This is a genomic window from Croceibacterium atlanticum (assembly GCF_001008165.2).
Taxonomy (GTDB): domain Bacteria; phylum Pseudomonadota; class Alphaproteobacteria; order Sphingomonadales; family Sphingomonadaceae; genus Croceibacterium_C; species Croceibacterium_C atlanticum.
The window spans coordinates 96,829-119,923 of record NZ_CP011452.2 but is presented as its reverse complement, the minus strand read 5'-3'; the positions used below and the strand labels follow the sequence as shown (position 1 = coordinate 119,923).

The window sequence follows — 23,095 nt, the reverse complement described above, 5'->3', positions numbered from 1 at the left end:
GCGCCAGCGGCTAGGCAGGGGCAATCGTGAACAGCAGAATCGAAATCGGCACCGACGAGCGCGGGGCCCCCGTCGGCATCGATATCGAGGAACTCCTCGCCACCCGCCTGCTCGTCCAGGGCAATAGCGGGTCGGGCAAATCGCATCTGCTGCGCCGCCTGCTGGAAGAAAGCGCCGCCTTGGTGCAGCAGGTCGTGATCGACCCGGAAGGCGATTTCGTCACGCTGGCGGAAGAATTCGGCCATGTCGTGATCGACGGATCCGCCTATGCCGATAGCGAGATCGAACGGCTTGCCGCGCGCATCCGCGAACATCGCGCATCCGTAGTGCTGGCGCTGGACGGGCTGGAGGTGGACGGGCAGATGCGCTGCGCCGCCCTGTTCCTTTCCGCGCTGTTCGATGCGCCGCCGCAACATTGGTATCCGGCCATTGTGACGGTGGACGAAGCGCAGCTTTTCGCCCCTTCCGCCGCGGGTGAAGTGAGCGAGGAAGCCCGCCGCCTGTCGCTGGGCGCGATGACGAACTTGATGTGCCGCGGGCGCAAGCGCGGTCTTGCGGGCGTCATTGCCACGCAGCGTCTGGCAAAACTGGCCAAGAATGTCGCCGCGGAAGCATCCAACTTCCTGATGGGGCGGACTTTCCTGGATATCGACATGGTCCGGGCGGCCGATCTGCTGGGCATGGAACGGCGGCAGGCAGAACGGATCCGCGATCTGGAACGCGGCCATTTCCTCGGCCTCGGCCCGGCGGTCAGCCGGCGGCCGGTGTCGGTAAAGATCGGCTCCGTTCGCACGCAGGGCCGCTCCATGATCGGCGGCCTGATGCCGCCGCCCGCCGCTTCTGGCGAAGATATGCAGGCCCTCCTGCATGATGGGCTGGCGGAAGAAGTGGCCGCTCGCCCTGCTCCGCCGCCGCCCCCTCCTCCGCGTGAGGAATCGGAAGAGCTGCAAAGCCGCATCGCCCATTTCGAAGCCCACGCCCCGGTGCCGGACCTGCCAGCAGCCAATGCGGAGGAAACCGAGGCGCTGCTGCGCCAAGTGCTGATGGAAATGGCGGCAGAGGAGGATGCCTCCTTCCAGCAGCCGGCCTCGCTCTATCAGGATTTCTCTATCCGCTGCCGGATGCGCGGCGCGCCCGCCAATGCGTTGAACGCCGCGCAGTTCAAACGGCGTTTCGCCATGGCATTGGCCGGTTTCGATGACAGCGATCCGGAACTCGCCCCGATACTGGAGCTGGCAGCATCCGTGCCGGACGAATTGCTGGCCCCGTTCCTGCTTATTGCCCGATCCGCCGGGGCGGGCGATCCCTGCCCGGATGATGACGAACTGGCGCGTGTATATGGCACGAATTCCCCGCGCCGCGTCCAGCGCCTGATGGATTATTTCGAACGCCAGGGGCTGATGGTTGTCCGCACCGATTTCGGCGGAAGGCGCACCGTGGCCATCCCCCATCTCAACCTGACGACCGCTGCTGCCTGAAGGGCGCCATCAAGCGCCCGCCCTTTCCTATTCCAGCCGGTTGTGCTGCAATGGGTGAATGAGCGCGTTTGTTTCATCGCATTCTCCCGGCATCGCACATGACATTGTCCGGGTTCGATATTTTTGCGCACAGAACCGTGTTCCAACTGTTCCAGCCGCCGGACGGAAAGGCGCGCCATGACGCGGCCCTGCGTCCTCGTTACCGGCGGGGCGAAGCGGATCGGCGCTGCCATCGCCCGCCGCTTTGGCGAAGCGGGATGGCATGTCGCCCTGCATTGCAACACTTCGCTGGTGGAGGCGGAAAAGCTTGCCGCCCAACTGGATAGCGCCGAAGTGATCCGCTGCGATCTGGCGGACAATCAGGCGGCACGGCGCATGATCGCCGATCTCGCCGCGCGACATGGCGATTGGCGGGTGCTGATCAATTCCGCATCGGTATTTCGCCCCGATTCCGCGACCGGACTGGACCCGGCAACGAATGCGCAGGCGATGCAGATCAACGCACTGGCCCCGGCTCTCATGGCCCAGCTCTTTTTCGCCCAGGCGCGCTCCGCCAATGGGCGGCGGGTAATCCAGCTGACGGACCAGAAACTGGCCAATCCCAATCCCGACTTCTTCTCCTACACGATGAGCAAGCACGCATTGGCGGCGACCGTGCCCATGCTCGCCATGACTGCGGCGGTTGAGGACAGGATATATGAACTGGCCCCCGGCGCCATCCTCGCCAGTCATGACCAGGCGCCTGAAGATGCCGAGCGCACGCACCGGATGAACCCGCTGCGCCGCCGCACTTCAGCTCAGGAGGTTGCCGATGCCGCTTATTTCCTCGCCACCGGCCCGATGGCGAGCGGCCAGCGCCTGTTCATCGATTCAGGCCAACACTTGCTGTCGCAACCGCGCGACGTGATGTATCTCACCGAAGAGGGAGATGAGCGGCGATGAAAAAGCACGCGTTGACCACGCGCATCTGGCATTGGCTGAATGTTGTCAGCCTGGTCGTGCTGTTCATGTCGGGGCTAAACATCTCCAACGCCCATCCCCGCCTCTATTGGGGAGACTGGGGTTTTGAACCTTCCGCTGCCTGGCTGCATGTGCCGCGCTTCCCCGGATGGGCGACGATCCCGGGATATTACAGCCTCGCCACGGCGCGGGACTGGCATGTCATCTTCGCCTGGGTCTTCGCGGTATCGTTGCTGCTATTCATGCTCGTGGCGCTGCTGAACGGCCATTTCCGGCGGGACATCGCCACGCGCCGGGCGGAATGGGCGCCAGCAGCCATCCGGTCCGATATTCGCGCCCATCTGAAGTTCGATTTCCACCACGGGCCGGGAAAGTACAATTTCCTGCAAAAGGCATCCTATGGCGGGGTAATCTTCGTGCTGCTGCCACTGATGATCTTCACCGGCATGGTGATGAGCCCCGGCATGGAAGCTGCCCTGCCCTGGCTGACCGATATTTTCGGCGGGAGGCAGAGCGCGCGTTCGATCCACTTCATCTGCGCCTGGCTGATCTTCGCCTTTTTCGTCATTCACATTCTGCTGGTGCTGCTGTCCGGGCCGTTCGGCCAGCTGCGCGACATGATCACCGGAGGTCGGATCGATGAAAAGGCGTAACGTGATCGCCGGTCTTGCCGCCACGTTGACGGCCGGCTGTTCCAAAATCAGCGACAGCAAATGGTTCGGCGCGGCGGTGGACAAGGCGGAGGACCTGCATCGCGGCGCCCACCGCGCGATCGGCGGCGATCAGGCACTGGCGCCGGAATATACGAAAGCCGACATTTCACCCTTCTTCCGCGGCAATGGCACGACCCAGATTGAGGACCCGGCCTATCAGGCGGCTCTGGAAAACGGTTTCGCGGATTGGAACCTTGCCATAACCGGCCTGGTCGAACGGGAATTGTCGCTTTCCATGGCGCAATTGAAAGCCATGCCGCAGAGAACCCAGATAACCCGGCATGATTGCGTGGAGGGTTGGAGCGCGATCGGCCAGTGGACCGGGCCGCAACTGGGCCATATCCTCGACCTCGCCCAGCTTCGGCCGGAAGCGAAATTCGTCGTGTTCCACTGCGCCGACACGCTGAATGGCGGCAAATATTACGAAAGCGTCGATCTGGCGGATGCCTATCATCCGCAGACCATCATCGCCCATGAACTGAACGAGGAACCGCTGCCCATGCGCAATGGCGCGCCGCTGCGCGTGCGGATCGAACGGCAACTGGGTTACAAGAGCGCGAAGTATCTGACCGGCGTGGAAGCCGTGGCGAGCCTTGCCGATGTGGGCCAGGGACAAGGCGGTTATTGGGAAGATCGCACCGGCTACCAATGGTATGCGGGGATCTGATCCGGCGCCGGCGCATTTTCGGCCACATCTGCGGGCCATGGCCAGATTGACAGCCGGCAATGCCCCCGGTCTAGTGGCATTCACATAGCGATATCTGGGGGACACGCACCACATGTGGTTGCTGAATAAGATGCTTGGGAAGCTGATCCGAAAAGGCCAGCTGATTATTACCGACCACGATGGCAAGATTTACGAATTCGGCCCCGGCGGCGATAGTGGAGACACGCTGAATATCCGGCTGACGCATCCGAAAGCTGCCGCCCACATTGCCCGCTATCCGCAAGTGGGCGCGGGCGAAGCCTATATGCGGGGCTGGCTGGAAGTCGATCCGCCCCACGATATTCGCGACATGATCCTGTTCGTCACCGAACAGTCCAAGGCCCATGGCGACCGCGCGCTTCAGCCGCAGGGCCCGCTGAAGCGTCTGGCGCAAAAGGTCGCGGCGAAAGCCGACAGCATCAATTTGCGCAGCAAGGCGCGCAAGAATGCCGAACACACCTATAATCTGACCCGCCGCCTGTACGAGCTGTTCCTCGACGAGGACCGCCAATATACGATGGCCTATTACCGCGACACGGCGAACAGCCTGGAAAAGGCCCAGCTCGACAAGAAGGCCCATATGGCGGCCAAGATGTATCTGAAGCCGGGCATGAAAGTGCTCGATATCGGCTGTGGCTGGGGCGGCTTCGCCATGTATCTCAACAAGCATTATGATTGCGAAGTGCTCGGCGTGGCGCTCGCGCCGGACCAGATCGCCTTCTGCCAGGAACGTGCGAAAGCCGCCGGCGTGGACGACAAGGTGAAGTTCGCGCTGATGGACTATCGCGACGTGCAGGGACAGTTCGACCGGATCAGCTCGGTCGGTCTGCTGGAACATGTCGGCACGCCGCATTATCCGCAGTTCTTCGAACATACGAACCGTCTGCTGAAACCGGACGGCGTGATGTTTTCCCATTGCTGCGGGCGTGCGGGCCCGCCGGGCTTCACCGATGCGTGGACCCGCAAATACATCTTCCCGGGCGGTTATATCCCGGCCCTGTCCGAACTGGTGACCCAGAGCGAACGCTATGGCTGGCAGGTGATGGATGTGGAGGCGATGCGCTTCCATTACAGCCATACGCTGGAAGAATGGTACAACCGCACGGTCATGCACAGGGACGAGATCGTCCATATGTATGACGAACAATTCTATCGCATGTGGCAGTTCTATCTCGCCGGGGCGGAACAGAGTTTCCGCCACGGCACGCTGGTCAACTGGCAGATCCAGTATGTGAAGGACCGGGCGGCGATCCCCATGACCCGCGAATATATGGAAGAAGAAGCCACGCGGCTGCGGGAAAGCGAGGATCCGCCCGTCTGGCATCTGGCACAAGCCGCAGAGTAAACATAACCAGAGAGCACCAGAGCATGAGCACACGCCTGATCGATCGATTGCTGTCCTCGCTCATTCACAAGGGCACGCTGGAACTCACCTACGCCGACGGGACGAAAAAGACCTTCGGGGAACCGGCGCCCGGTTTCCCCGATGTCGCCATTCGCTTCACGGACAGCAAGGTTCCGCGGGACATAGTCCTGGATATCAGATTGGGCGTGGCCGAAGCCTATATGGATGGCCGGATCCAGCTCGATCGCGGCGACATCATGCAGCTCGTCATCCTCGCCCGCGCGAACAGCCGGTGGGATGCAGGCCGTGACCTGGGCTCACCCAAACTGCACAAACGCGTTATATCGCGCGCAAAATCCCTGATCCGGTCTTTCAACAAGCCGGGCAGTTCCAAGCGTAATGTCGCCCATCACTACGATATCGGCAACGCGCTTTACGAGCTGATGCTCGATCCCGAACATATGCAATATAGCTGCGCCTACTGGGCGGAAGGCGTGGAAACGCTGGCCCAGGCGCAGGAGGCGAAGCTCGCGCATATCGCCGCCAAGCTGGACCTGAAACCCGGCCAGCGCGTGCTCGATATCGGCTGCGGGTGGGGCGGCATGGCAATCTTTCTGGCCCAGCGTGCCGGGGTGGATGTGCTCGGCATCACTCTCAGCGAAGAACAGCTCGCCCTCGCCCGGAAGCGGGCAGAGGCCGCGGGCGTGGCCGACAAGGTTCGCTTTGAACTGATCGATTATCGTGAATTGCCGGATCGCGGGGACCAGTTCGACAGGATCGTGTCAGTCGGCATGTTCGAACATGTCGGCACGCCGCAATATGAAACCTTCTTCCGCACCTGCGCGCGATTGATGAAGGAAGACGGCGTCGCCTTGATCCACACGATCGGCCGCATGGGCAAGCCCGGCTTTACCGACGCATTCACCGATAAATATATCTTCCCGGGCGGCTATATCCCGGCCTTGAGCGAAACGGTGGAAGCCAGCGAGAAGGTCCGCCTGATCGCCAGCGATGTGGAGACATTGCGCGTCCACTACGCAAAGACGATCGACGAATGGTATGCCAACTGCATGGCCAACAAGGATGCGATCGTCGCCATGTATGACGATCGCTTCTTCCGCATGTGGACCTTCTATCTCGCGGGCGCGGCCACTTCCTTCACATTCGGCGGAATGTGCAATTACCAGATCCAGTATATCCGCCAGCGCGACGCCCTGCCCCTCACCCGCAACTATATGGAAAAGGCGGAGAACGCGCTGCTCCAGGCGCCGGAACAGGAACCCCGGCCGGCCAGGTAACGACAAGCCGGGGGCAAGCGGGTAAGGCCCCGCCCCATGCAGAAGACCCAGCCCCTCACCCGCGCTTCGATCTTTGCGCAGGCCTGGCCGATAATGCTTGGCCAGGCATCTGTCCCGCTGGTCGGAATTGTCGATGCGGCCGTGGTCGGCCGAACCGGGGATGCCGCCGCGCTGGCCGGCGTGGCTCTCGGGGCAACGATCATTTCCATGGTCTTCTGGAGCTTCGGCTTCCTGCGCATGGGGATGACCGGGCTGACCGCCCAGGCCGAAGGGTCCGGCGACGAGCGCGAGGTGGCCGCATTGCTGCTACGTTCACTGGCCATCGGGGCTGCAATCGGTTTTGTTCTGGTGCTGCTGCAATGGCCCATCGGCGAACTGGCCTTCGCCCTGCTTGCCGGAGGAGAAGAAGTCAGCCGCGAAGCGGGCGGTTATGTCGGCGCGCGCTTTTTCGGCGCCCCCGCAGCCCTGTGCGTCTTTGCCATCAATGGCTGGCTGCTCGGCCTTGGCCGAACCCGCGCCGCGCTGCTGCTGCAAGTGGTCATGAACATCGCCAATATCGCGCTCGATATCGGCTTTGTCTGGGGCCTCGGCATGGGTGCACGGGGCGTGGGACTGGGCACGGCCGGCGCGGAATGGATTGCGCTGGCAACCGGCCTTGTGGTGGCCACGCAAATTGCCGGCCGTTCGCCATTCGCCATCTTCCGAGATCTCGGGGCCAGCATGGTGTTTGATCGGGCGGCACTGGCGCGGCTCTTCGCGGTCAATCGCGACCTCATGATCCGCACCATCGCCCTGCTTTTCCTGTTCGCCTGGTTCGCCAATGCCGGTGCCCGGCTCGGCGCCGTGACCCTGGCGGCGAACCATGTGCTGCTGCAATTCGTGAGCGTGGCGGCATTCGTTCTGGATGCTTTCGCCTTCACCGCCGAATCGCGCATCGGCAAGGCGATCGGCGCAAATTCGCCGCAGCAGTTCCGCCGCGCAATCAGGCTGGCGGGTGAGTTCTCTCTGCTTGGCGGCGTGCTGCTTTCGCTTGTCTTCTGGCTTGGCGGCAGCGCGGCCATCCATGCGATAACCACGGATCCCGAAACACGCGCTATCGCGCGCGATTTCCTGTTCTTTGCCGCATTGATCCCCGTTCTGGGAATGCCGAGCTGGCTTCTGGACGGGATCTTCATCGGCGCCACTGCCGGCCGGGCGCTGCGCAATGCTGCGGTGATTTCCACGCTTTCCTATCTGGCGCTTGATTTCGCGCTTCGCCCTCATGGAAATTGGGGCGTGTGGATCGCTTTCACGGCCAGCTATATCCTGCGTGCCGCCGCGCTTGGCGCTCACCTCCCTTCACTCATGCACCGCATATCGAAACGGGCCCCTCTTGCGGAGGCAAAACCGGCTGAATAATCTTCTCCGATGCGTCAGTCATTTCCGGATGCCTGCACCGATGCCGAGAATCTGCCGTGCAAGCCCAGGGCCTGGCTGGACCATATCTCGCGGTTCAATCCACAAAGGGATGCCGCACAGATCGATTGAGGGAACTGGCCTAATTCCGCCGGGCCTGTTAACGGCGCGCGATCAACCCCGCAGGAGCCTTTCGAATGTCCGATATCAAGCGTGTCGTCCTCGCCTATTCCGGCGGCCTCGACACCAGCGTGATCGCCAAGTGGCTGCAGGTGACCTACAATTGCGAAGTCGTCACCTTCACGGCCGATCTGGGCCAGGGCGAAGAGATCGAACCCGCCCGCCAGAAGGCGCGCCTGATGGGCATTCCTGACGAACATATCTATATCGAAGACGTGCGCGAGGAATTCGTGCGTGATTTCGTCTTCCCCATGTTCCGCGCCAATGCCCGGTATGAAGGCGACTATCTGCTCGGCACTTCCATCGCGCGACCGCTCATTTCCAAGCGGCTGATCGAAATCGCGCGCGAAACCGGCGCCGATGCAATTGCCCATGGCGCGACCGGCAAGGGCAACGACCAGGTGCGTTTCGAACTTTCCGCCTATGCGCTCGATCCCGATATCAAGGTGATTGCGCCGTGGCGCGAATGGGATCTCGGTTCGCGCAGCGCGCTGATCGAATGGGCGGAAAAGCACCAGATCTCGGTGCCCAAGGACAAGCGCGGCGAAAGCCCCTTCTCCACCGATGCCAATCTCCTGCACACATCTTCCGAAGGCAAGGTGCTGGAAGATCCGTGGGAAGAAACGCCGGATTATGTCTATTCCCGCACGGTCAATCCCGAAGATGCGCCGGACACGCCCGAATATATCGAGATCGGCTTTGACAAGGGCGATGGCATTTCGCTCAACGGCAAGGCGATGAGCCCGGCCACGCTGCTGACCGAGTTGAACGAACTTGGCCGCAAACATGGCATCGGCCGGCTCGATCTGGTCGAAAACCGCTTCGTCGGCATGAAGAGCCGCGGCATGTATGAAACGCCGGGTGGCACGATCTATGCCGCCGCCCATCGCGGGATCGAACAGATCACGCTGGATCGCGGCGCGGCCCATCTCAAGGATGAGCTGATGCCGAAATATGCGGAGCTGATCTATAACGGCTTCTGGTTCTCGCCAGAGCGTGAAATGCTGCAGGCCGCAATCGACCACAGCCAGGAACGCGTGAACGGCGCCGTACGGCTGAAGCTGTACAAGGGTCTCGCTTCCGTCGTCGGACGCAAGAGCCCGGATTCGCTCTATTCCGAACGTCACGTCACGTTTGAAGACGACGCGGGCGCTTATGATCAGCAGGATGCGCAAGGCTTCATCAAGCTGAACGCATTGCGCCTGCGCCTGTTGGCCCAGCGCGACGGCAAGTAATTTCGGACGATTCGTCAAGGCGTTGACGAAGCCATCCGTGAACAGGGGCCGGCCGCAAGGCTGGCCCCATTTCTCTTTGTGCCACCATATTTGCGAATCGATGCGGCACACTGCCCGCTCCTGCACGAGTAGGGCAGCAGCAACCGACTCGCACTCACGGCTAACCGTTCACCAGCGCCGACAGGCAGCGTCCAGTTGTGCGGGGAGGTTTCCGAATTCTCACTGTTTCGGGATGAGTCGAGTGCACCGCAGGGCGAAGTGCCCGCCACAGGGTATTCCTTCCCACAGCGCTCCGGTATTGGGTCGGCCACTCATTGGACGGGAGTTTCGGGCAATGATGAACCGTATCGCGATTGGCGCCGTGGCGCTGCTCGCCCTTGTCGGATCGCTTACCGCGGTGAATGCCGCGGATGCCGTAGAGGTGGCGACGCCTGCAGCGGAAGCGCCTGTGGACATGCCGCGCTTTGCCCCCTCCGAAGAAGATTTCGACGCAGCCTTCGTCAAATATGACCGGCCGCCCAGCGCCCTTTCCGTGCCGGACCACGCCGTCGATCTCGAAACGATCGAACCGGCGCAGGCAGAGGATCTCGGCACCGGCATCGCTTCCTATTACGGCAAGCGTTTCGCCGGCCGCCCCACCGCCAGCGGCGAGGCGTTCGATCCGCAACAGCATACGGCCGCGCATCGCACCCTGCCCTTCGGCAGCAAGGTCCGCGTCACCAACCCGCGCAACGGCCGTTCGGTCGTAGTGCGCATCAATGATCGCGGGCCGTTCGTGAAGGGCCGCACGATCGACCTTTCACGCGGCGCCGCCGAGGAAGTCGGCATCGTTGCTGCCGGCCACGGAACGGTCCAGCTCGCGCTTCTTTCCGACTGACGCCCTACCCCCGCAACTGGCCGCGCACCACGCCCTGGGGGAAGCTGCCGGTGTGGATATTGACGTAATAATTGCCCGGGCCGGCAATCAGCGCCTGCGCCATCTCCGCCCCTATATCCACGCAATCGCCGCTCGCTCCGTCCACCGGAGTAGCCAGCGGAATGACCACATCGCCCCTTTCACCCTTGGCGCCCGCATGGATATGGGCGCCGGTTGCCGCTTCATGCGTCGCGATATTCAGCATGTAGCACATCTGCCCCGCTTCCTGATCGATCACCGCGGTGAAATGGCCGCTGCCCACGCCATCGTCGATCGTGGCGGAAAGAACGGGGTTCTTGCTCTGCTGGGCCGTGGCCGTCGTGGTAAGCGCCAGCGCCCCCAGCGCGATGAAGGTGGATTTGCAGATCGCGTGCATCATTCTCCCTTTCCAGTCGGGAGGTGACACCGGCCAGAGGGGGATGCGGGCAACCGGCGCCACCCCTGCCGCGAAAATGCACGGGCCCGCGCCGGGGTTCCCGCCGTCAGCCCATCTGCCCGCGCACTGCCCCGCCCGGATGCGCCTGTGTGTGCACATCCACGTAGTAAGAGCCGGGATCGCGCGCCATCCATTCCAGCAGCGTCCGTTCCAGCGTCATACACACCTCGTCCGCATCTTCGGCCGGCAATTCCAGAGTGGCCACTTCCGGCCCGGCCTTGCCCTCTGCCGCTTCGTGGATATGGGCCGATTGCGCATCCGCCAGCCCCGTCCCTTCAAAGTAATAGCACAGCCGGTCCTGGGTGAAGTCTATCTCCCCATTGAAATCCGCGCTGGCATCGCCGCCTGCCCCGCCGCCCGGTATGGAGGTGCCGAACAGATTGGCACTTATGCCGACATAATCCTGCGCCCCGGCCGGGCCGGCCAGCAGCGCAGCCGACAGGGCGCATAGCCCCGCATTCCGCGTGAATCCCATTTCCACTCTCCCACACGCGTTTGCGACGCGCCGCGCAGAGAGCCCGGCCACGTCGGACCGCTGGAGGGGAAGATACCGCAAATCGCCCGTGGGAGGAAATCGCCCCTCATTTCATCGCGCGCCATGCACGGCTGGAACGGCTGGAACACTGTCCTGCGATCAGAAATTCGCCATGCGCATGGCCCGCAAATCCTCCTCATCGGGAGTGACCAGCCACCATTCCTCTTCACCCGCTTCAAAGGCGAGGAGCTGCACCGCCTCCACCTCCCCCGCATCGCCGAGAGCGCTGAGCGGCGGCGCATCGAAGGGCCGCGCCGCTTCCATCGCGTGCAAGCGCCGTTCAAAGGCAGGGATCACTTCCCCGTCATCCTTGTCCTGAACCTCGCGCCGCGGGGACAGCGCCCCGCCCGGCCCCGCCACCGGCGCGCCATGGGCCAGCGCGTCCAGCGCCTCATCAAAGCCGCCGCCATGGGGGGAGCCTGCCCCGCTTTCCTCCATCTTTTCGGCCATCCGGTCCAGCCGGGCGAGATGGGCAAGCAGCAGCCGGGTATCATAACGCCGCCGCGTGGCGACCTCCTCCCCATGATAGAACACCGCTTCCTCCACGCCGTTCAGCGCCCGGTCCGCCAGCACCGCCTCCGCATGATCGCGCGCGAGCAGCAATGCCGCATCCCAGCAGGCCCGAAAATCCTCCGAACCCCGCTTCGCGCGATAAGCCGTCTGCGGACTGACCCCGGCCGCCCGGCAGGCCACCCGGACATTGCCATGCTGCGACAGCGCCTCGCAAAAATCCCTCTGCCGGCGGGGCGAGAAGAGCGGCGGGCAAGCGGGAACGGGGAAAGCGGCGGGGGAGAGATCGGACATGGTTCACCTGTTTGGGATGCAGGGAACCGGGCGGAGCATGGATTGGGGGCTGTAGGGAAGGATCAAATATAGGCGGGAAGCGATCCCACATCGATCGCTTGGTGAGTTTCGACAAGCTTTACAGTATTTAATCCGATTCCACCAAGATCCAACAAATGTTTAGTCAAATCAGCTATATCCATATCATTATACCAATCAAATTCTTGAAGTATATCTTCTGCAAGAATTTTACATTCGTCAAAACTTGCATTCTCGCGCCTCTGAAAAAGGCTATCGATATCGCTTCTCTTTAAGGCCGAATTAATTGACTCGAGTGAAAAATCAATCACCCTGCGATCCCCGAGGATCGTCAAGGCCAAAGTTCGAACTGCCCAAAAAAAACGCCTTCTTATCTCCTCATTGTAGGCCCAATCAGAACGCGATGTCAGACTTAGAATAGCGAGAGCCATCTCACGCTCCTCTTGGTAACTTTCTTTCCACTGAAAGCAGCTTTTCATCTTTCCTAAAAAGCGCTCACCGTAGAGTATAGAAACACCTTCGAACGCAATATGACAGGCAAATAGATCTCCTTCCCGCGCCTTCAAGACTAGCCAGTCTTGAGGGTAAATGTGAATACTTAGCCCATCAAACTTTCGGGGCGCCAAAGGGTTACCTTTAGGCGGGCAAACGAGGAGGTCTACGTCAGAGCCTTCGCGAGCATCTTCCCGAGCGCGACTTCCATATAAAATTAACGCTGAACTCATCTCACTCTCGAGAGCCTTGCTATTATTGTCCCAAAGAAGATAGTGTAAAAAATTACAGCCAAGACGGCGTGAATACTCTGAAATATAGCCAAGTTATTATGCATACCAATAACGTATTCATTACTATAACCGGCTAAAATTGTGATGTTGAAACTTTTTTGCCACGGCTGCCCTACACCAAAGAGATGCAGATAACCCCACCCAGAGACAAGCCATAATCCGGCAATTCCAATGAGCGGCCGTAAGGCTGATGCGCCCCACCCATTCAACAAACCTATAAGTCTAAGAAGCAGATTCTCAAATAAATTGAAAATTAGGCCAAAAAATGATGACAACCGGCTGCGATCTTCCGGAAAAAGGATATTAAATATATTCGAAGCAATTTTTGCCTTTGATTGCTGAAGATCATGCAACTTCGCCGTCTTGTAAAAGGTATAATCATCTCCGACTGAATCGTGCGATGAGAGCAATGTCCTTGCAAGATGAGCTCTCGTGCCCTGCAGCCTGAACCATTGATATAGGCTGTTTTTCCATTTTCCTTCATCTGGATGTACGCCACTGCACCCCGCTTCAATTAATTCATTTGGATTCGTCACAAATGTTCTATCAAAGACGGTCTTGCTTCCAGATATGCCAATTTTTTTGAATTTGTTACTCCTAAATTCACATCGATTGAAATGTGATAATGAAAACGAACAATTTTCAAAAATACAATTTCGAAAATGGGCATCTATCCATTTTGAATACGCAAAGTCACAGCGGACAAATATACATCTGTCGAACATAAAAAGCGTATCAGAGTCGAACAGTCCTTGGAAATCACAGTCCTTAAATGTAATGCCAATAACTTTGAACGTATCTCCACGAGACACAACGCCATCAAGCTGTTTTCCAATAAAGAACTTTTGGCATGGCCCGGCGGTTTGATTAAAATTCCAGTCGCCCTCTGTGAGCTCTCCATCGAGGTCCGGACTATAGATTGGATCCCACCAACAGTCTCTCCTTCTGTGACCCATGTGTCCTGTTAAATGTTGTCTTTTCGGCTCAACTTTCTCGAGCACTGCCTTTGACTTCGGACAAACAAGAGATTTAATCGCACTCCACATCCCCCCCCCTTCAATATCGACAACCCCAACTCAAATTCTGCTAGACGTTCATTCAATTTACTGAAAAAATAAAGCCCCTATCAAGTCTTCCGGCGCAGTATACTTAACTTGCCAGCGGCTCGCTCGATCCGCCTTCCCATACGGTCAAGCTAAGACCGGTTGTGCTGCGCCCAGCATTCCTTGTGCCCCCGAACCGCCCGCACGAGTAGAATACTGGCCCCGCCCCCCTCGCTAGCGGGAGGGCGTTCAGACAGGGCTGGCCCAGCGCCCTCGCCCCTCCACCGCCTTTGGCGGTCCCCCTCCCCGAACTAGTTCGGGGAGGATCTTTTTTTTTTGCTGCGGTTCAGGCCTTCTGATCCTCCCCGAGCTTGGCTCGGGGAGGGGGACCGCCCGGCGCAGCCGGGTGGTGGAGGGGCAGGCGGGACCGCGCATGGTCCAGCAGTGCCTCGGCCGCACGCGCCGGATCGGCGAGGATCTCGCGGGCGGGAATGCGCAGAGTGCCGATCCCGTGGCGGGCGAGCCAGGCATCGCGCGCTTCGTCCCGCGCGGCGCGGGTGGGATCGTCATGCGCCTTGCCGTCCACCTCGACAGCCAGGCTTGCATCCATGCAGTAGAAATCCAGCACATAGGGGCCGGTCTGGTGCTGGCGGCGGAACTTGATGCCGCCGGGCTGCCCGCGCAGATAGCGCCATAGCAGCACTTCGGGCAGGCTCATGCGCCGGCGCAGGCTGCGCGCGCGGCGTGTGGTGGCTTGCGTGGATTTGGGGGCGGGATCGCGGAACATCTGGTGTTGTGGCTTTTTGCCCCTCCATCGCCTTTGGCGGTCCCCCTCTCCGAGCTAGCTCGGGGAGGATCTTTGCGGCTTACTCGGCGGGTTCTTTTGCGCGGGTGAGCATCGGTTTGAGATATTGGCCGGTATAGCTGGCCTCTGTCGCGGCGACCTGTTCCGGGGTGCCCTGGGCCACGATCTCACCCCCGCGCACGCCGCCATCGGGGCCGAGATCTAGGATGTGATCCGCCGTCTTGATGACGTCCAGATTATGTTCGATCACCACCACGGAATTGCCCTGCTCCACCAAGCGGTGCAGCACTTCCAGCAATTTGCGCACATCTTCGAAATGCAGGCCGGTGGTCGGCTCGTCCAGAATATAGAGCGTCTGCCCGGTGGAGCGCTTGGACAATTCCTTGGCCAGCTTCACCCGCTGCGCCTCGCCGCCCGAAAGCGTGGTCGCCTGCTGGCCGACCTTCACATAGCCGAGGCCGACTTCGCACAGCATGTGCATCTTGTCGCGAATGGGGGGGACGGCCTTGAAGAATTCTTCCGCATCCTCGATCGTCATGTCGAGCACGTCGGCGATGCTCATCCCCTTGAACTTCACCTCCAGCGTTTCGCGGTTGTAGCGTTTGCCGTGGCATTCCTCGCACGTGACATAGACATCGGGCAGGAAGTGCATTTCGATCTTGATCAGCCCGTCGCCCTGGCACGCCTCGCACCGGCCGCCCTTGACGTTGAAGCTGAACCGGCCCGGCTTGTATCCGCGCGCCTGCGCTTCCGGCAGGCCGGCGAACCAGTCCCGGATCTGGGTGAAGGCGCCGGTATAAGTGGCCGGGTTGCTGCGCGGGGTGCGGCCGATGGGCGACTGGTCGATCTCGATCACCTTGTCGCAATATTCCAGCCCGGTGATCTTTTCATGCGGGCCGGCAACCACGCGCGCGCCGTTCAGCGTCCGCGCCGCACCGGCATAGAGCGTGTCGATCGTGAAGCTGGACTTGCCCGAACCGGACACGCCCGTGATGCAGCAGAACGTGCCGAGCGGGATTGAGGCGGTGACGCCTTTCAGATTATTGGCCGTGGCGCCGTGAACGGTGATCTGGTGGCCATTGCCCTTGCGCCTCTTCGCCGGCACCTCGATCTCGCGCGTGCCGTTGAGATAGGCGGCGGTGAGGCTGGTTTTCGACTTGAGGATCTGTTTCAGCGTGCCCTGCGCCACCACCGCGCCGCCATGCACGCCCGCGCCGGGGCCGAGATCGACGATATGATCGGCGGCGCGGATCGCATCCTCGTCATGCTCCACCACGATCACCGTATTGCCCAGGTCGCGCAGCCGCTTGAGCGTTTCCAGCAGCCGGTCATTATCGCGCTGGTGCAGGCCGATGCTCGGTTCGTCCAGCACGTAGAGCACGCCGGACAGCCCGCTGCCGATCTGGCTGGCGAGGCGGATGCGCTGGCTCTCGCCCCCGGACAAGGTGCCGCTGGTGCGATCGAGATTGAGGTAATCCAGCCCGACATTGTTGAGGAAGCCGAGCCGTTCCACGATCTCCTTCAATATCGCCCTGGCGATCTGCTGCTGCTGCTTGTTCAGCTTTTCCGGAAGGGCGGTGAACCATTGCAGCGCATCGGAAACGGACAGCCTGACCGGCGCCGCGATATGTTCGCCCGCGACCTTCACCGCCAGCGCCTTTTCATTCAGGCGGGCGCCGTTGCAGGTTTCGCAGGGCTGCGCGGTCTGGAACCTTGCCAGCTCGTCCCGCATGAAGGCGCTGTCCGTCTGCATCAGGCGGCGGTTGAGATTGCCGATCACCCCTTCAAAGGGTTTGCGTACCGTATATTCCTTGCGCCCGTCCTTGAAGGTCAGCTCCACCGGCATGCCGCCCGTGCCGTGGAGGATGATCATCTTCTGGTCCGGCTCCAGATCTTTCCACGGCGTTTCCAGATCGAAATCATACGCCTTCGCCAGGCTGGAAAGGACCTGCATGTAATAGGGTGACGGCGGATTGCTCTTGGCCCAGGGCACCACGGCGCCCTTTTTCAGCGTCAGTTCCTCGTTCGGGACGACGAGCTGCGGATCGAACAGCTGCTTTTCCCCGATACCATCGCAGGTCGGGCAGGCGCCCTGCGGCGCGTTGAAGCTGAACAGGCGCGGTTCGATCTCCTCGATCGTGAAGCCGCTGACCGGGCAGGCGAATTTTTCGGAAAAGACGATACGGTTGGCAGGAACGCCCGCGCCTTTCAGATTGCCGCCGCTTTCTTCCGCTTCGCGCCCGGGAACATTGCCATCGGCCAGGTCCACATAAGCCAGCCCGTCCGCCAGTTTCAGCGCGGTTTCGAAGGAATCCGCCAGCCGCGTCTCGATCCCTTCGCGCACGGCCAGCCGGTCCACTACGACTTCGATGTCATGCTTGTATTTCTTGTCCAGCGTCGGCGCGTCCTCGATCTGGTAGATCTCGCCGTCGATCCGCACACGGGTGAAGCCGGCCTTCTGCCACTCCGCCAGTTCCTTGCGATATTCACCCTTCCGCCCGCGCACGACGGGCGCCAGCAAGTAAAGCCGCGTCCCTTCGGGCAATGCCATCACCCGGTCCACCATGTTGGACACGGTTTGCGCTTCGATCGGCAGGCCGGTGGCGGGTGAATAAGGCACGCCCACCCGCGCCCATAGCAGGCGCATATAGTCGTAGATCTCGGTCACGGTCGCGACGGTCGAGCGCGGATTGCGGCTGGTCGTCTTCTGCTCGATCGAAATCGCCGGGCTCAGCCCCTCGATATGTTCGACATCGGGCTTCTGCATCATTTCGAGGAACTGCCGCGCATAGGCGCTGAGCGATTCCACATAGCGACGCTGCCCTTCGGCATAGATCGTATCGAAAGCGAGGCTGGACTTGCCGCTGCCGGAAAGCCCGGTGATCACGATCAGGCTGTCACGAGGGAGGTCGATATCGACGCCCTTGAGATTATGTTCACGCGCGCCGCGGACGGAAATGGTAGTAAGGCTCATAAGGGCGTGATGTTCCGCAAATGTTCGTGCCGGTCAAGGGGCACGGGGGATACGTCCGAACTCTGCCGGGCCCGAACTCTGCCGAGGATGTGGGAACGTGACATGGCAGATGCAACTTTGCATCTTGCCCCTCGTCCTGAGATAAGGCCGCCCAGCCATGCCCCGTCTTTTTGTTGCCATTCGCCCGCCGGAAATCGTCCGCGATGTGTTGCATGATGCGATGGAGGGGATCGATGCGGCGCGCTGGCAATCGGATGAACAATTGCACCTGACGCTGCGCTTTGTCGGCGATGTCGATGTGCCCCTGGCGAATGATCTGGCGGCGGAACTGGCGCGAGTGAAAGCGGCACCCTTTCCCTTGCAGATCAAGGGCGTGGGCCATTTCGAAAAGAAGGGGCGGATCCACACCGCATGGGCCGGGGTGGTGGCGGAGCCTGAACTGCTGGATCTTCAACGGCGAGTGGAACGGGCCTGCCGCACAGTCGGCATTGCGCCTGAAACGCGCAAATTCACGCCGCATGTCACGCTGGCCCGGCTCAATTCTTCCAGCGGCCAGATCGGGGACTGGCTGGCCGCACATGGCGCGTTGGAGGCCCAGCCTTTCATAGTGCGGGAAATGGCCCTGTATGAAAGCACGCTGGGCCGCGAAGGATCGCATTATCAGCCGGTCGTCACCTATCCGCTCTGAACCGGCGAACCCCTTTTAATTCAAACACCTGATGAAATTCCGGACCTTTCACCCCGGCCAGCCGTTAATTGGCTGAAGCCGCAATTGCCGTGTCCAACGGGCACGCATTGCAGGCAGGACATCGCCCCTTCGCCAACTGGAAAAGGAGAAGTCGCCTATCGCTTCCACAGCGCAAACCAGCAGCACCCCCTCCCCCGCACGAACCGACCGCAAGGACCGCAACCCCAGGGGCAGGCGCGAAAAGGTGCGCACGCTGATAGGCCGGATGCGGCAACGCCGTTCCGAACGGCGGGCAAGACGGGCCGCGCGCATGCCCCATCGGCGCAAGCGCAAGGCCGCCCTCGCCCTTTCGGCCGGGGTAATGGGCCTTAGCGCAGGGGCGATGCACCAGGCCCCGCAATCGCAACCCGCCTTCGCCATGCAGATGATCGGCCCGGAAGAGCGCAAACCGGCCGCCGAAATGCAGCCGAGCGATGCATTGATGGAAATACTGGTGGAGGAAGAAGGGGTGCGCCACACCGTCTATCGCGATGCGGCGGGGAACCCCACTGTCGGCGTGGGCCATCTGGTCGCGGCATCGGACGGGCTGCGCATTGGCCAACGCGTCGGGCAGGACCGGATACTGGATTTCCTGGAAGAGGATCTGAAAGAGGCGAAGCGCGCCGTGATGCGGCTGACCGGCGATCTGCCTTTATACCAGCATGAATTCGATGCGCTGGTGGACCTCGTCTATAATGTGGGTGAAGGCAATCTGTCCGAAGATCGCAGCCCCCGCCTGAACGAGGCGATTGCCGCCGCGGATTATGACGCGATTGCCGAAGAACTAGGCTATCATCAGGCTTCGGGCGTGAATGCACGCGGTCTTGTCTATCGTAGCGAGCGCCGCGCCGCGATCTGGGCGGAAGGGGAATATGAGGACCCCCGCCCGGCCCGCCATCAGCTCGAAACAAGGCGAGCCTGATTCCTTGCCTCGGCCCGGTAACGGTTTGGAGAGCATTCGTCTTCATCTGGCACGATGCGCAATGATGCGCTGCCTTGCCGCCCAAGAGGGACTACGCGCCGCTGGCGCGCCCGGCGGCAGCCGGCGGCAGATGAAGGAAACCGGGTTTGGGCGATCATTCGCCAACAATCGACACGATCCCGCAGGACTTCCACGCGAAGTTGACCCGTCGCGGGCGGTCGCGCCCGATTTCGGCGCGCCGCCGGTCGGTCGGTCGGCAAGGCATCGCCGTGCTGGGCGCGGCAATCGCATTGCCGGCAATTGTCGCACCGCAGGGCTGGAACTTTTCCGATGCGGGCGCCGTGGTTCCGCAGGTCACGCCCATGGGTTTCGAGACACCGGGCGAAAGCTTCCCCGGTTCCGCTTTCTACTATCTCGACGATCTTCCCTATCTGCCGCAGGGTGATAGCGTAATCGCGGACCGTGACACCGCCGGGGGCGATGCGAATCCGGCAGACGCACCGGCCCGCCCGATGCTGGCGGATGGCACGCCGCTGGACCGGGTGCGGGCGCAGAAATGCCTGACCATGGCCATCTATTACGAAGCCGCGCTGGAACCCGATGCCGGCCAGCAGGCAGTGGCGCAAGTGGTCCTGAACCGCGTCGCCAATGGCAATTATCCGGATAATATCTGCGGCGTCGTGTTCCAGGGCTCGGACCGCAGCACCGGCTGCCAGTTCACTTTCACCTGCGACGGATCGCTGGCGCGGCAGCCCGAAAAACGCTGGTGGGACCGCGCGGCAAAAGTCGCCCGCGCCGCGCTGTCAGGGGCCGTCTACAAGCCGGTCGGCCTTGCCACCCATTATCATACATTGGCCGTAAATCCGCATTGGGCAGGCAGCCTGCAGCCGGTCGGAACAATCGGCGCGCATCGGTTTTATCGCTGGCGCGGCATGGCGGGCACTTCATCTGCCTTCACGCGGGCCTATGCCGGCGGGGAACCGCTGCCCGCGCCTTATCTGCCCGCGCCCCCTGCCGCGAAAGCCGGGGTGGCCGCGCCTTCGGCAAGCGTGCAGGCTGCGGCCGTATTGACGGGGTATGAGCCGGTTTCCATTCCGGAGCCGTTCCCCGGGACCAAGCCCGCAATTGCACAGCCGCCGGGCGCGAATCCGCTGGACCGGTCCGGCACGGTGAAGCCCCAATATGCACGCAGCGGGCAATGGCTGGACAAGCCCTAGGCGGGCCGCAGCAAATTCTTAAAATCCTGATGTAATCTGGAAACCATAGCTGCGAACCACAGCTTAGAGCGACAGCCTTAGCACGGCGGAAGAACCGCAGTTCGCGGTGCGATAATTCCAGAGGTTGAGCGAACCATTCATGTCGATCCGCTTTGCAGCACCACCCCACGCTTATGGCACCCGCCTCGCCCCACAGGATGCCCGCGAAGCTTGCGGAATCGCCGCGAATGACAATGGCACGGACCAGTTGAACGACCCTATGTTGCAGGCCGCCCTGCGGCATTTCGCGCAGCATGGCATGGCCGCGGCGCGCAATGCCCGGCAACAGGCGCACAAGGCCCAGCGTCAGGGCGATCAACAGGCATATCTCTGGTGGCTGGAAATCTGCCGCGCGCTGGACCGCCGGATGGCCAATGCACTGGATGCGGAACCGCGCATCGGCACCTGACCGACACGCCCGATCCGTTACACGGCCATTAACCACTCGGTGATCTCTTGCCATTAACCCGGCGGGGCGAGGAGAGTAGCCATTAAGCGCTGGCGCCAGATCTACTTGAAACATTTCGGCGGCAATGACCGTGATGACGACGTGCGCCTGAAGCTGGTGGAAACATTATACAATCAGCCGACCAGCCTGATGATGGCGGTACTGACGGGTGCAATGGGCGGAATCACGGCGGCAATTGCCACGCAGAATCCGGTCATTACCGCGGTTGGCGTGGCGCTCGCCCTGACAGGAATCGTCCGGTTCGTCCTGTATTACCGGATGCACCGCAATGCGCTGGACCATGATGCGCGAAAGCTGGAACGGATATTTGAAGCCGGCGCCTATGCCTTTGCCGGCCTGTGCGGCCTGTTGGCGGCCCTGACGATCTATCTCCACCCGCCCGGCGCGATCCAGGTGCTCACCGTCTCGCTCTCCCTCGTCTATGGCGTCGGCATTTCCGCGCGGAACGCTGCACGGCCGCTGATCGCCACCGGCCAGTTGCTGCTGGTGTGCCTGCCCATCGCCATCGCGGGCCTGCTTGCGCAAGACATTGTCTATGCAATCCTGTCCGCCCTGCTGGTGCTGGTCTTCGCTGCGGTCGTTTCCGTCACGCTGAACCTGTTCCGGATATTGCGGGACCAGATCACCGCAGCCGAAGTCAGCGCACGCATGGCAGACAATATGCGCCGCCTCGCGCGGACCGACGTAGTGACCGGCCTGCTCAACCGTGCCGGACTGAATCACGACCTTGTCGAACTGCTCATGGCACTGCCCGAAGAGCGAATGCTGGCCATGTTCTGGCTCGATCTCGACAAGTTCAAGGAAGTGAATGACACGCTGGGCCATCCGGTGGGCGACCGCGTATTGGCGGAAGTGGCCGCCAGGCTGCGCGCCCAGGCTCCGGACAAGGCCGCAGTGGCCCGTTTCGGCGGGGACGAATTCATCGTCGTGGCCGAAGTCGGCGACCGTTTCGAAAGCGAAAGGCTGGCCCGCGCCATTGCAGAAGACATTTCCCGCTCCATCCGGATCGACCAGCGGCGCATAGATATCGCCACTTCCATGGGCGTCGCGCTGCTGCCCAATGACGGGCACGACATCGACACGCTGATGCAGAGTGCGGATCTGGCCCTGTATCACGCCAAGGTCGGCGGCCGGAACCAGGTCTGCTTCTTCGACACGGCGATGACCCGCGACCTTGTCCGCCGCAAGGAAATCGAGGTGGAATTGCGGTCCGCGATCCAGCGGGACGAATTGTCCATCTTCTTCCAGCCGATCGTCGATCTGGAAACCGGGCGGATCCGCAGTTTCGAAGCGCTGGTCCGCTGGTTCCACCCGGAAAAGGGCGAATTGCGGCCCGACGAATTCATCCCCGTGGCGGAAGAAACCGGCGCCATCATCACGCTGGGCAACTGGATCACGGCGCAGGCGGCCAAGGCCTGCGCGCAATGGCCGGAAGACGTGACGCTGGCGGTCAATCTCTCCCCCATGCAATTGCGCGCACCGGGCGCCGCGCTGGGGATACTGACGGCGCTGCGCGATGCCGGGCTGGCCCCGCATCGCCTGGAACTGGAAGTGACGGAAAGCCTGTTCCTCGACGACAGTGCCGATACGGTCCGCTTCATCGACGAATTATCGGCCGAAGGGGTCCGCTTCGCGCTGGACGATTTCGGAACCGGCTATTCCTCCCTCCATTATGTGAACAAATATCCGTTCAAGAAGATCAAGGTGGATCGCAGCTTCGTGTCCGGCCCCAATGCCGGCCGCAAGAGCGATGCGATCATCCGCGCCGTGGCGGGAATGGGATCGACGCTGGACATGGATATCGTGGCCGAAGGGCTGGAAACGATCGAGCAGGTCCAGGCCGTGAAGGCAGCGGGCTGCACATTGGGCCAGGGCTATTATTTCAGCCGCGCCGTGCCCGATTATCTGGCGGCCATGCTGCTGGCCCAGGAACGCGAACGGGATGAAAAAGCCAGGCGGGCCTGACGGCAATTGCGCATAAGCGAAAGAGCGCTTGCACAAGACGCCCTCAAAACTCATTAATGATATTGCAAACTGATATCAAAAATAGTTTCAATAGAAGGGCTTTTCGCGGTTGCAATGCCCCCTGCGCGCG

Annotated in this window: 21 protein-coding genes; 14 read left to right on the top strand and 7 right to left on the bottom strand. The window is 61.4% G+C overall.

Going from position 1 to position 23,095, the window contains the following annotated elements; all coding sequences use genetic code 11:
* The first annotated feature begins 26 nt into the window (after positions 1-26).
* The 9 genes from WYH_RS00665 to WYH_RS16365 all read left to right on the top strand — a co-directional run bounded on the left by WYH_RS00665 (position 27) and on the right by WYH_RS16365 (position 10,187).
* On the top strand, positions 27-1,478 hold the full coding sequence (locus WYH_RS00665; protein ID WP_046902296.1) for a helicase HerA domain-containing protein: 1,452 nt from the start codon (positions 27-29) through the stop codon (positions 1,476-1,478).
* 177 nt (positions 1,479-1,655) lie between these two features.
* Positions 1,656-2,420 (top strand): SDR family oxidoreductase, encoded by a 765-nt coding sequence (locus tag WYH_RS00660; protein ID WP_046902295.1) that lies wholly within the window; start codon positions 1,656-1,658, stop codon positions 2,418-2,420.
* Positions 2,417-3,091: a cytochrome b/b6 domain-containing protein gene (locus tag WYH_RS00655; RefSeq protein ID WP_046902294.1), complete on the top strand. Its 675-nt coding sequence runs from the start codon at positions 2,417-2,419 to the stop codon at positions 3,089-3,091. Before WYH_RS00660 ends, WYH_RS00655 begins: the two co-directional genes overlap by 4 nt.
* Positions 3,078-3,818 carry a molybdopterin-dependent oxidoreductase gene (locus WYH_RS00650; protein WP_046902293.1) on the top strand — a complete coding sequence of 247 codons (741 nt, stop codon included), beginning with the start codon at positions 3,078-3,080 and terminating at the stop codon, positions 3,816-3,818. The genes WYH_RS00655 and WYH_RS00650 overlap by 14 nt, the downstream gene beginning before the upstream one ends.
* Before the next feature lie 112 nt (positions 3,819-3,930).
* The gene (locus WYH_RS00645) at positions 3,931-5,202 is read left to right on the top strand and encodes an SAM-dependent methyltransferase (protein ID WP_046902292.1); all 1,272 of its coding nucleotides are present in this window, start codon (positions 3,931-3,933) and stop codon (positions 5,200-5,202) included.
* A 23-nt stretch (positions 5,203-5,225) separates the two neighbouring features.
* Positions 5,226-6,500, top strand: a complete 1,275-nt coding sequence (locus WYH_RS00640) for an SAM-dependent methyltransferase (RefSeq protein WP_046902291.1) — start codon at positions 5,226-5,228, stop codon at positions 6,498-6,500.
* Between the two features lie 36 nt (positions 6,501-6,536).
* Positions 6,537-7,898: an MATE family efflux transporter gene (locus WYH_RS00635; RefSeq protein ID WP_046902290.1), complete on the top strand. Its 1,362-nt coding sequence runs from the start codon at positions 6,537-6,539 to the stop codon at positions 7,896-7,898.
* 194 nt (positions 7,899-8,092) lie between these two features.
* Complete coding sequence (locus tag WYH_RS00630) at positions 8,093-9,310, top strand: argininosuccinate synthase (RefSeq protein WP_046902289.1); 1,218 nt, start codon at positions 8,093-8,095, stop codon at positions 9,308-9,310.
* A gap of 334 nt (positions 9,311-9,644) precedes the next feature.
* Positions 9,645-10,187 (top strand): septal ring lytic transglycosylase RlpA family protein, encoded by a 543-nt coding sequence (locus tag WYH_RS16365; protein ID WP_413226735.1) that lies wholly within the window; start codon positions 9,645-9,647, stop codon positions 10,185-10,187.
* Between the two features lie 4 nt (positions 10,188-10,191).
* On the opposite strand, the gene WYH_RS00620 is transcribed toward WYH_RS16365, so the two are convergent.
* The 7 genes from WYH_RS00620 to uvrA all read right to left on the bottom strand — a co-directional run bounded on the left by WYH_RS00620 (position 10,192) and on the right by uvrA (position 17,626).
* A complete protein-coding gene (locus WYH_RS00620) occupies positions 10,192-10,605 on the bottom strand; it encodes a CHRD domain-containing protein (RefSeq protein WP_053833315.1) in 414 nt (137 codons plus the stop codon).
* A 103-nt stretch (positions 10,606-10,708) separates the two neighbouring features.
* Positions 10,709-11,137, bottom strand: a complete 429-nt coding sequence (locus tag WYH_RS00615; RefSeq protein WP_046902288.1) for a CHRD domain-containing protein — start codon at positions 11,135-11,137, stop codon at positions 10,709-10,711.
* A 159-nt stretch (positions 11,138-11,296) separates the two neighbouring features.
* On the bottom strand, positions 11,297-12,001 hold the full coding sequence (locus tag WYH_RS00610) for a hypothetical protein (RefSeq protein WP_156320027.1): 705 nt from the start codon (positions 11,999-12,001) through the stop codon (positions 11,297-11,299).
* Between the two features lie 62 nt (positions 12,002-12,063).
* A complete protein-coding gene (locus tag WYH_RS00605; RefSeq protein WP_082347693.1) occupies positions 12,064-12,744 on the bottom strand; it encodes a nucleotidyltransferase domain-containing protein in 681 nt (226 codons plus the stop codon).
* Entirely contained in the window at positions 12,741-13,850 is a 1,110-nt protein-coding gene (gene halA, locus WYH_RS16360) for an anti-phage Hailong system effector protein HalA (RefSeq protein WP_082347691.1), read from the bottom strand. The genes WYH_RS00605 and halA overlap by 4 nt, the downstream gene beginning before the upstream one ends.
* A 343-nt stretch (positions 13,851-14,193) precedes the next feature.
* The gene (locus WYH_RS00600) at positions 14,194-14,634 is read right to left on the bottom strand and encodes an endonuclease domain-containing protein (RefSeq protein WP_046902286.1); all 441 of its coding nucleotides are present in this window, start codon (positions 14,632-14,634) and stop codon (positions 14,194-14,196) included.
* 79 nt (positions 14,635-14,713) lie between these two features.
* The gene (gene uvrA / locus WYH_RS00595; protein ID WP_046902285.1) at positions 14,714-17,626 is read right to left on the bottom strand and encodes an excinuclease ABC subunit UvrA; all 2,913 of its coding nucleotides are present in this window, start codon (positions 17,624-17,626) and stop codon (positions 14,714-14,716) included.
* A 157-nt stretch (positions 17,627-17,783) separates the two neighbouring features.
* Here uvrA and thpR point away from each other — a divergent pair, with 157 nt between their 5' ends.
* The 5 genes from thpR (at position 17,784) to WYH_RS00570 (ending at position 22,965) form a co-directional block, all read left to right on the top strand.
* Positions 17,784-18,314 carry an RNA 2',3'-cyclic phosphodiesterase gene (gene thpR, locus WYH_RS00590; protein WP_046902284.1) on the top strand — a complete coding sequence of 177 codons (531 nt, stop codon included), beginning with the start codon at positions 17,784-17,786 and terminating at the stop codon, positions 18,312-18,314.
* A 244-nt stretch (positions 18,315-18,558) separates the two neighbouring features.
* Positions 18,559-19,275, top strand: a complete 717-nt coding sequence (locus WYH_RS00585) for a lysozyme (RefSeq protein ID WP_169780661.1) — start codon at positions 18,559-18,561, stop codon at positions 19,273-19,275.
* Positions 19,276-19,421: 146 nt separating this feature from the next.
* Positions 19,422-20,492, top strand: coding sequence for a cell wall hydrolase (locus WYH_RS00580; RefSeq protein WP_046902283.1), 1,071 nt, complete (start codon positions 19,422-19,424; stop codon positions 20,490-20,492).
* Between the two features lie 139 nt (positions 20,493-20,631).
* Positions 20,632-20,940: a hypothetical protein gene (locus tag WYH_RS00575; protein WP_046902282.1), complete on the top strand. Its 309-nt coding sequence runs from the start codon at positions 20,632-20,634 to the stop codon at positions 20,938-20,940.
* Positions 20,941-21,045: 105 nt separating this feature from the next.
* On the top strand, positions 21,046-22,965 hold the full coding sequence (locus tag WYH_RS00570) for a putative bifunctional diguanylate cyclase/phosphodiesterase (RefSeq protein ID WP_235979607.1): 1,920 nt from the start codon (positions 21,046-21,048) through the stop codon (positions 22,963-22,965).
* Positions 22,966-23,095 lie beyond the last annotated feature (130 nt).

Excerpts from the sequence above, each read along its gene's own strand:
- uvrA (WP_046902285.1), bottom strand. The coding sequence starts at position 17,626 with ATGAGCCTTACTACCATTTCCGTCCGCGGCGCGCGTGAACATAATCTC.
- WYH_RS00645 (WP_046902292.1), top strand. The coding sequence starts at position 3,931 with ATGTGGTTGCTGAATAAGATGCTTGGGAAGCTGATCCGAAAAGGCCAG.
- WYH_RS16365 (WP_413226735.1), top strand. The coding sequence starts at position 9,645 with ATGATGAACCGTATCGCGATTGGCGCCGTGGCGCTGCTCGCCCTTGTC.
- halA (WP_082347691.1), bottom strand. The coding sequence starts at position 13,850 with ATGTGGAGTGCGATTAAATCTCTTGTTTGTCCGAAGTCAAAGGCAGTG.
- WYH_RS00630 (WP_046902289.1), top strand. The coding sequence starts at position 8,093 with ATGTCCGATATCAAGCGTGTCGTCCTCGCCTATTCCGGCGGCCTCGAC.
- WYH_RS00610 (WP_156320027.1), bottom strand. The coding sequence starts at position 12,001 with ATGTCCGATCTCTCCCCCGCCGCTTTCCCCGTTCCCGCTTGCCCGCCG.
- WYH_RS00660 (WP_046902295.1), top strand. The coding sequence starts at position 1,656 with ATGACGCGGCCCTGCGTCCTCGTTACCGGCGGGGCGAAGCGGATCGGC.
- WYH_RS00600 (WP_046902286.1), bottom strand. The coding sequence starts at position 14,634 with ATGTTCCGCGATCCCGCCCCCAAATCCACGCAAGCCACCACACGCCGC.
- WYH_RS00605 (WP_082347693.1), bottom strand. The coding sequence starts at position 12,744 with ATGAGTTCAGCGTTAATTTTATATGGAAGTCGCGCTCGGGAAGATGCT.
- WYH_RS00635 (WP_046902290.1), top strand. The coding sequence starts at position 6,537 with ATGCAGAAGACCCAGCCCCTCACCCGCGCTTCGATCTTTGCGCAGGCC.
- WYH_RS00655 (WP_046902294.1), top strand. The coding sequence starts at position 2,417 with ATGAAAAAGCACGCGTTGACCACGCGCATCTGGCATTGGCTGAATGTT.
- thpR (WP_046902284.1), top strand. The coding sequence starts at position 17,784 with ATGCCCCGTCTTTTTGTTGCCATTCGCCCGCCGGAAATCGTCCGCGAT.
- WYH_RS00640 (WP_046902291.1), top strand. The coding sequence starts at position 5,226 with ATGAGCACACGCCTGATCGATCGATTGCTGTCCTCGCTCATTCACAAG.
- WYH_RS00620 (WP_053833315.1), bottom strand. The coding sequence starts at position 10,605 with ATGATGCACGCGATCTGCAAATCCACCTTCATCGCGCTGGGGGCGCTG.
- WYH_RS00575 (WP_046902282.1), top strand. The coding sequence starts at position 20,632 with ATGTCGATCCGCTTTGCAGCACCACCCCACGCTTATGGCACCCGCCTC.
- WYH_RS00650 (WP_046902293.1), top strand. The coding sequence starts at position 3,078 with ATGAAAAGGCGTAACGTGATCGCCGGTCTTGCCGCCACGTTGACGGCC.
- WYH_RS00615 (WP_046902288.1), bottom strand. The coding sequence starts at position 11,137 with ATGGGATTCACGCGGAATGCGGGGCTATGCGCCCTGTCGGCTGCGCTG.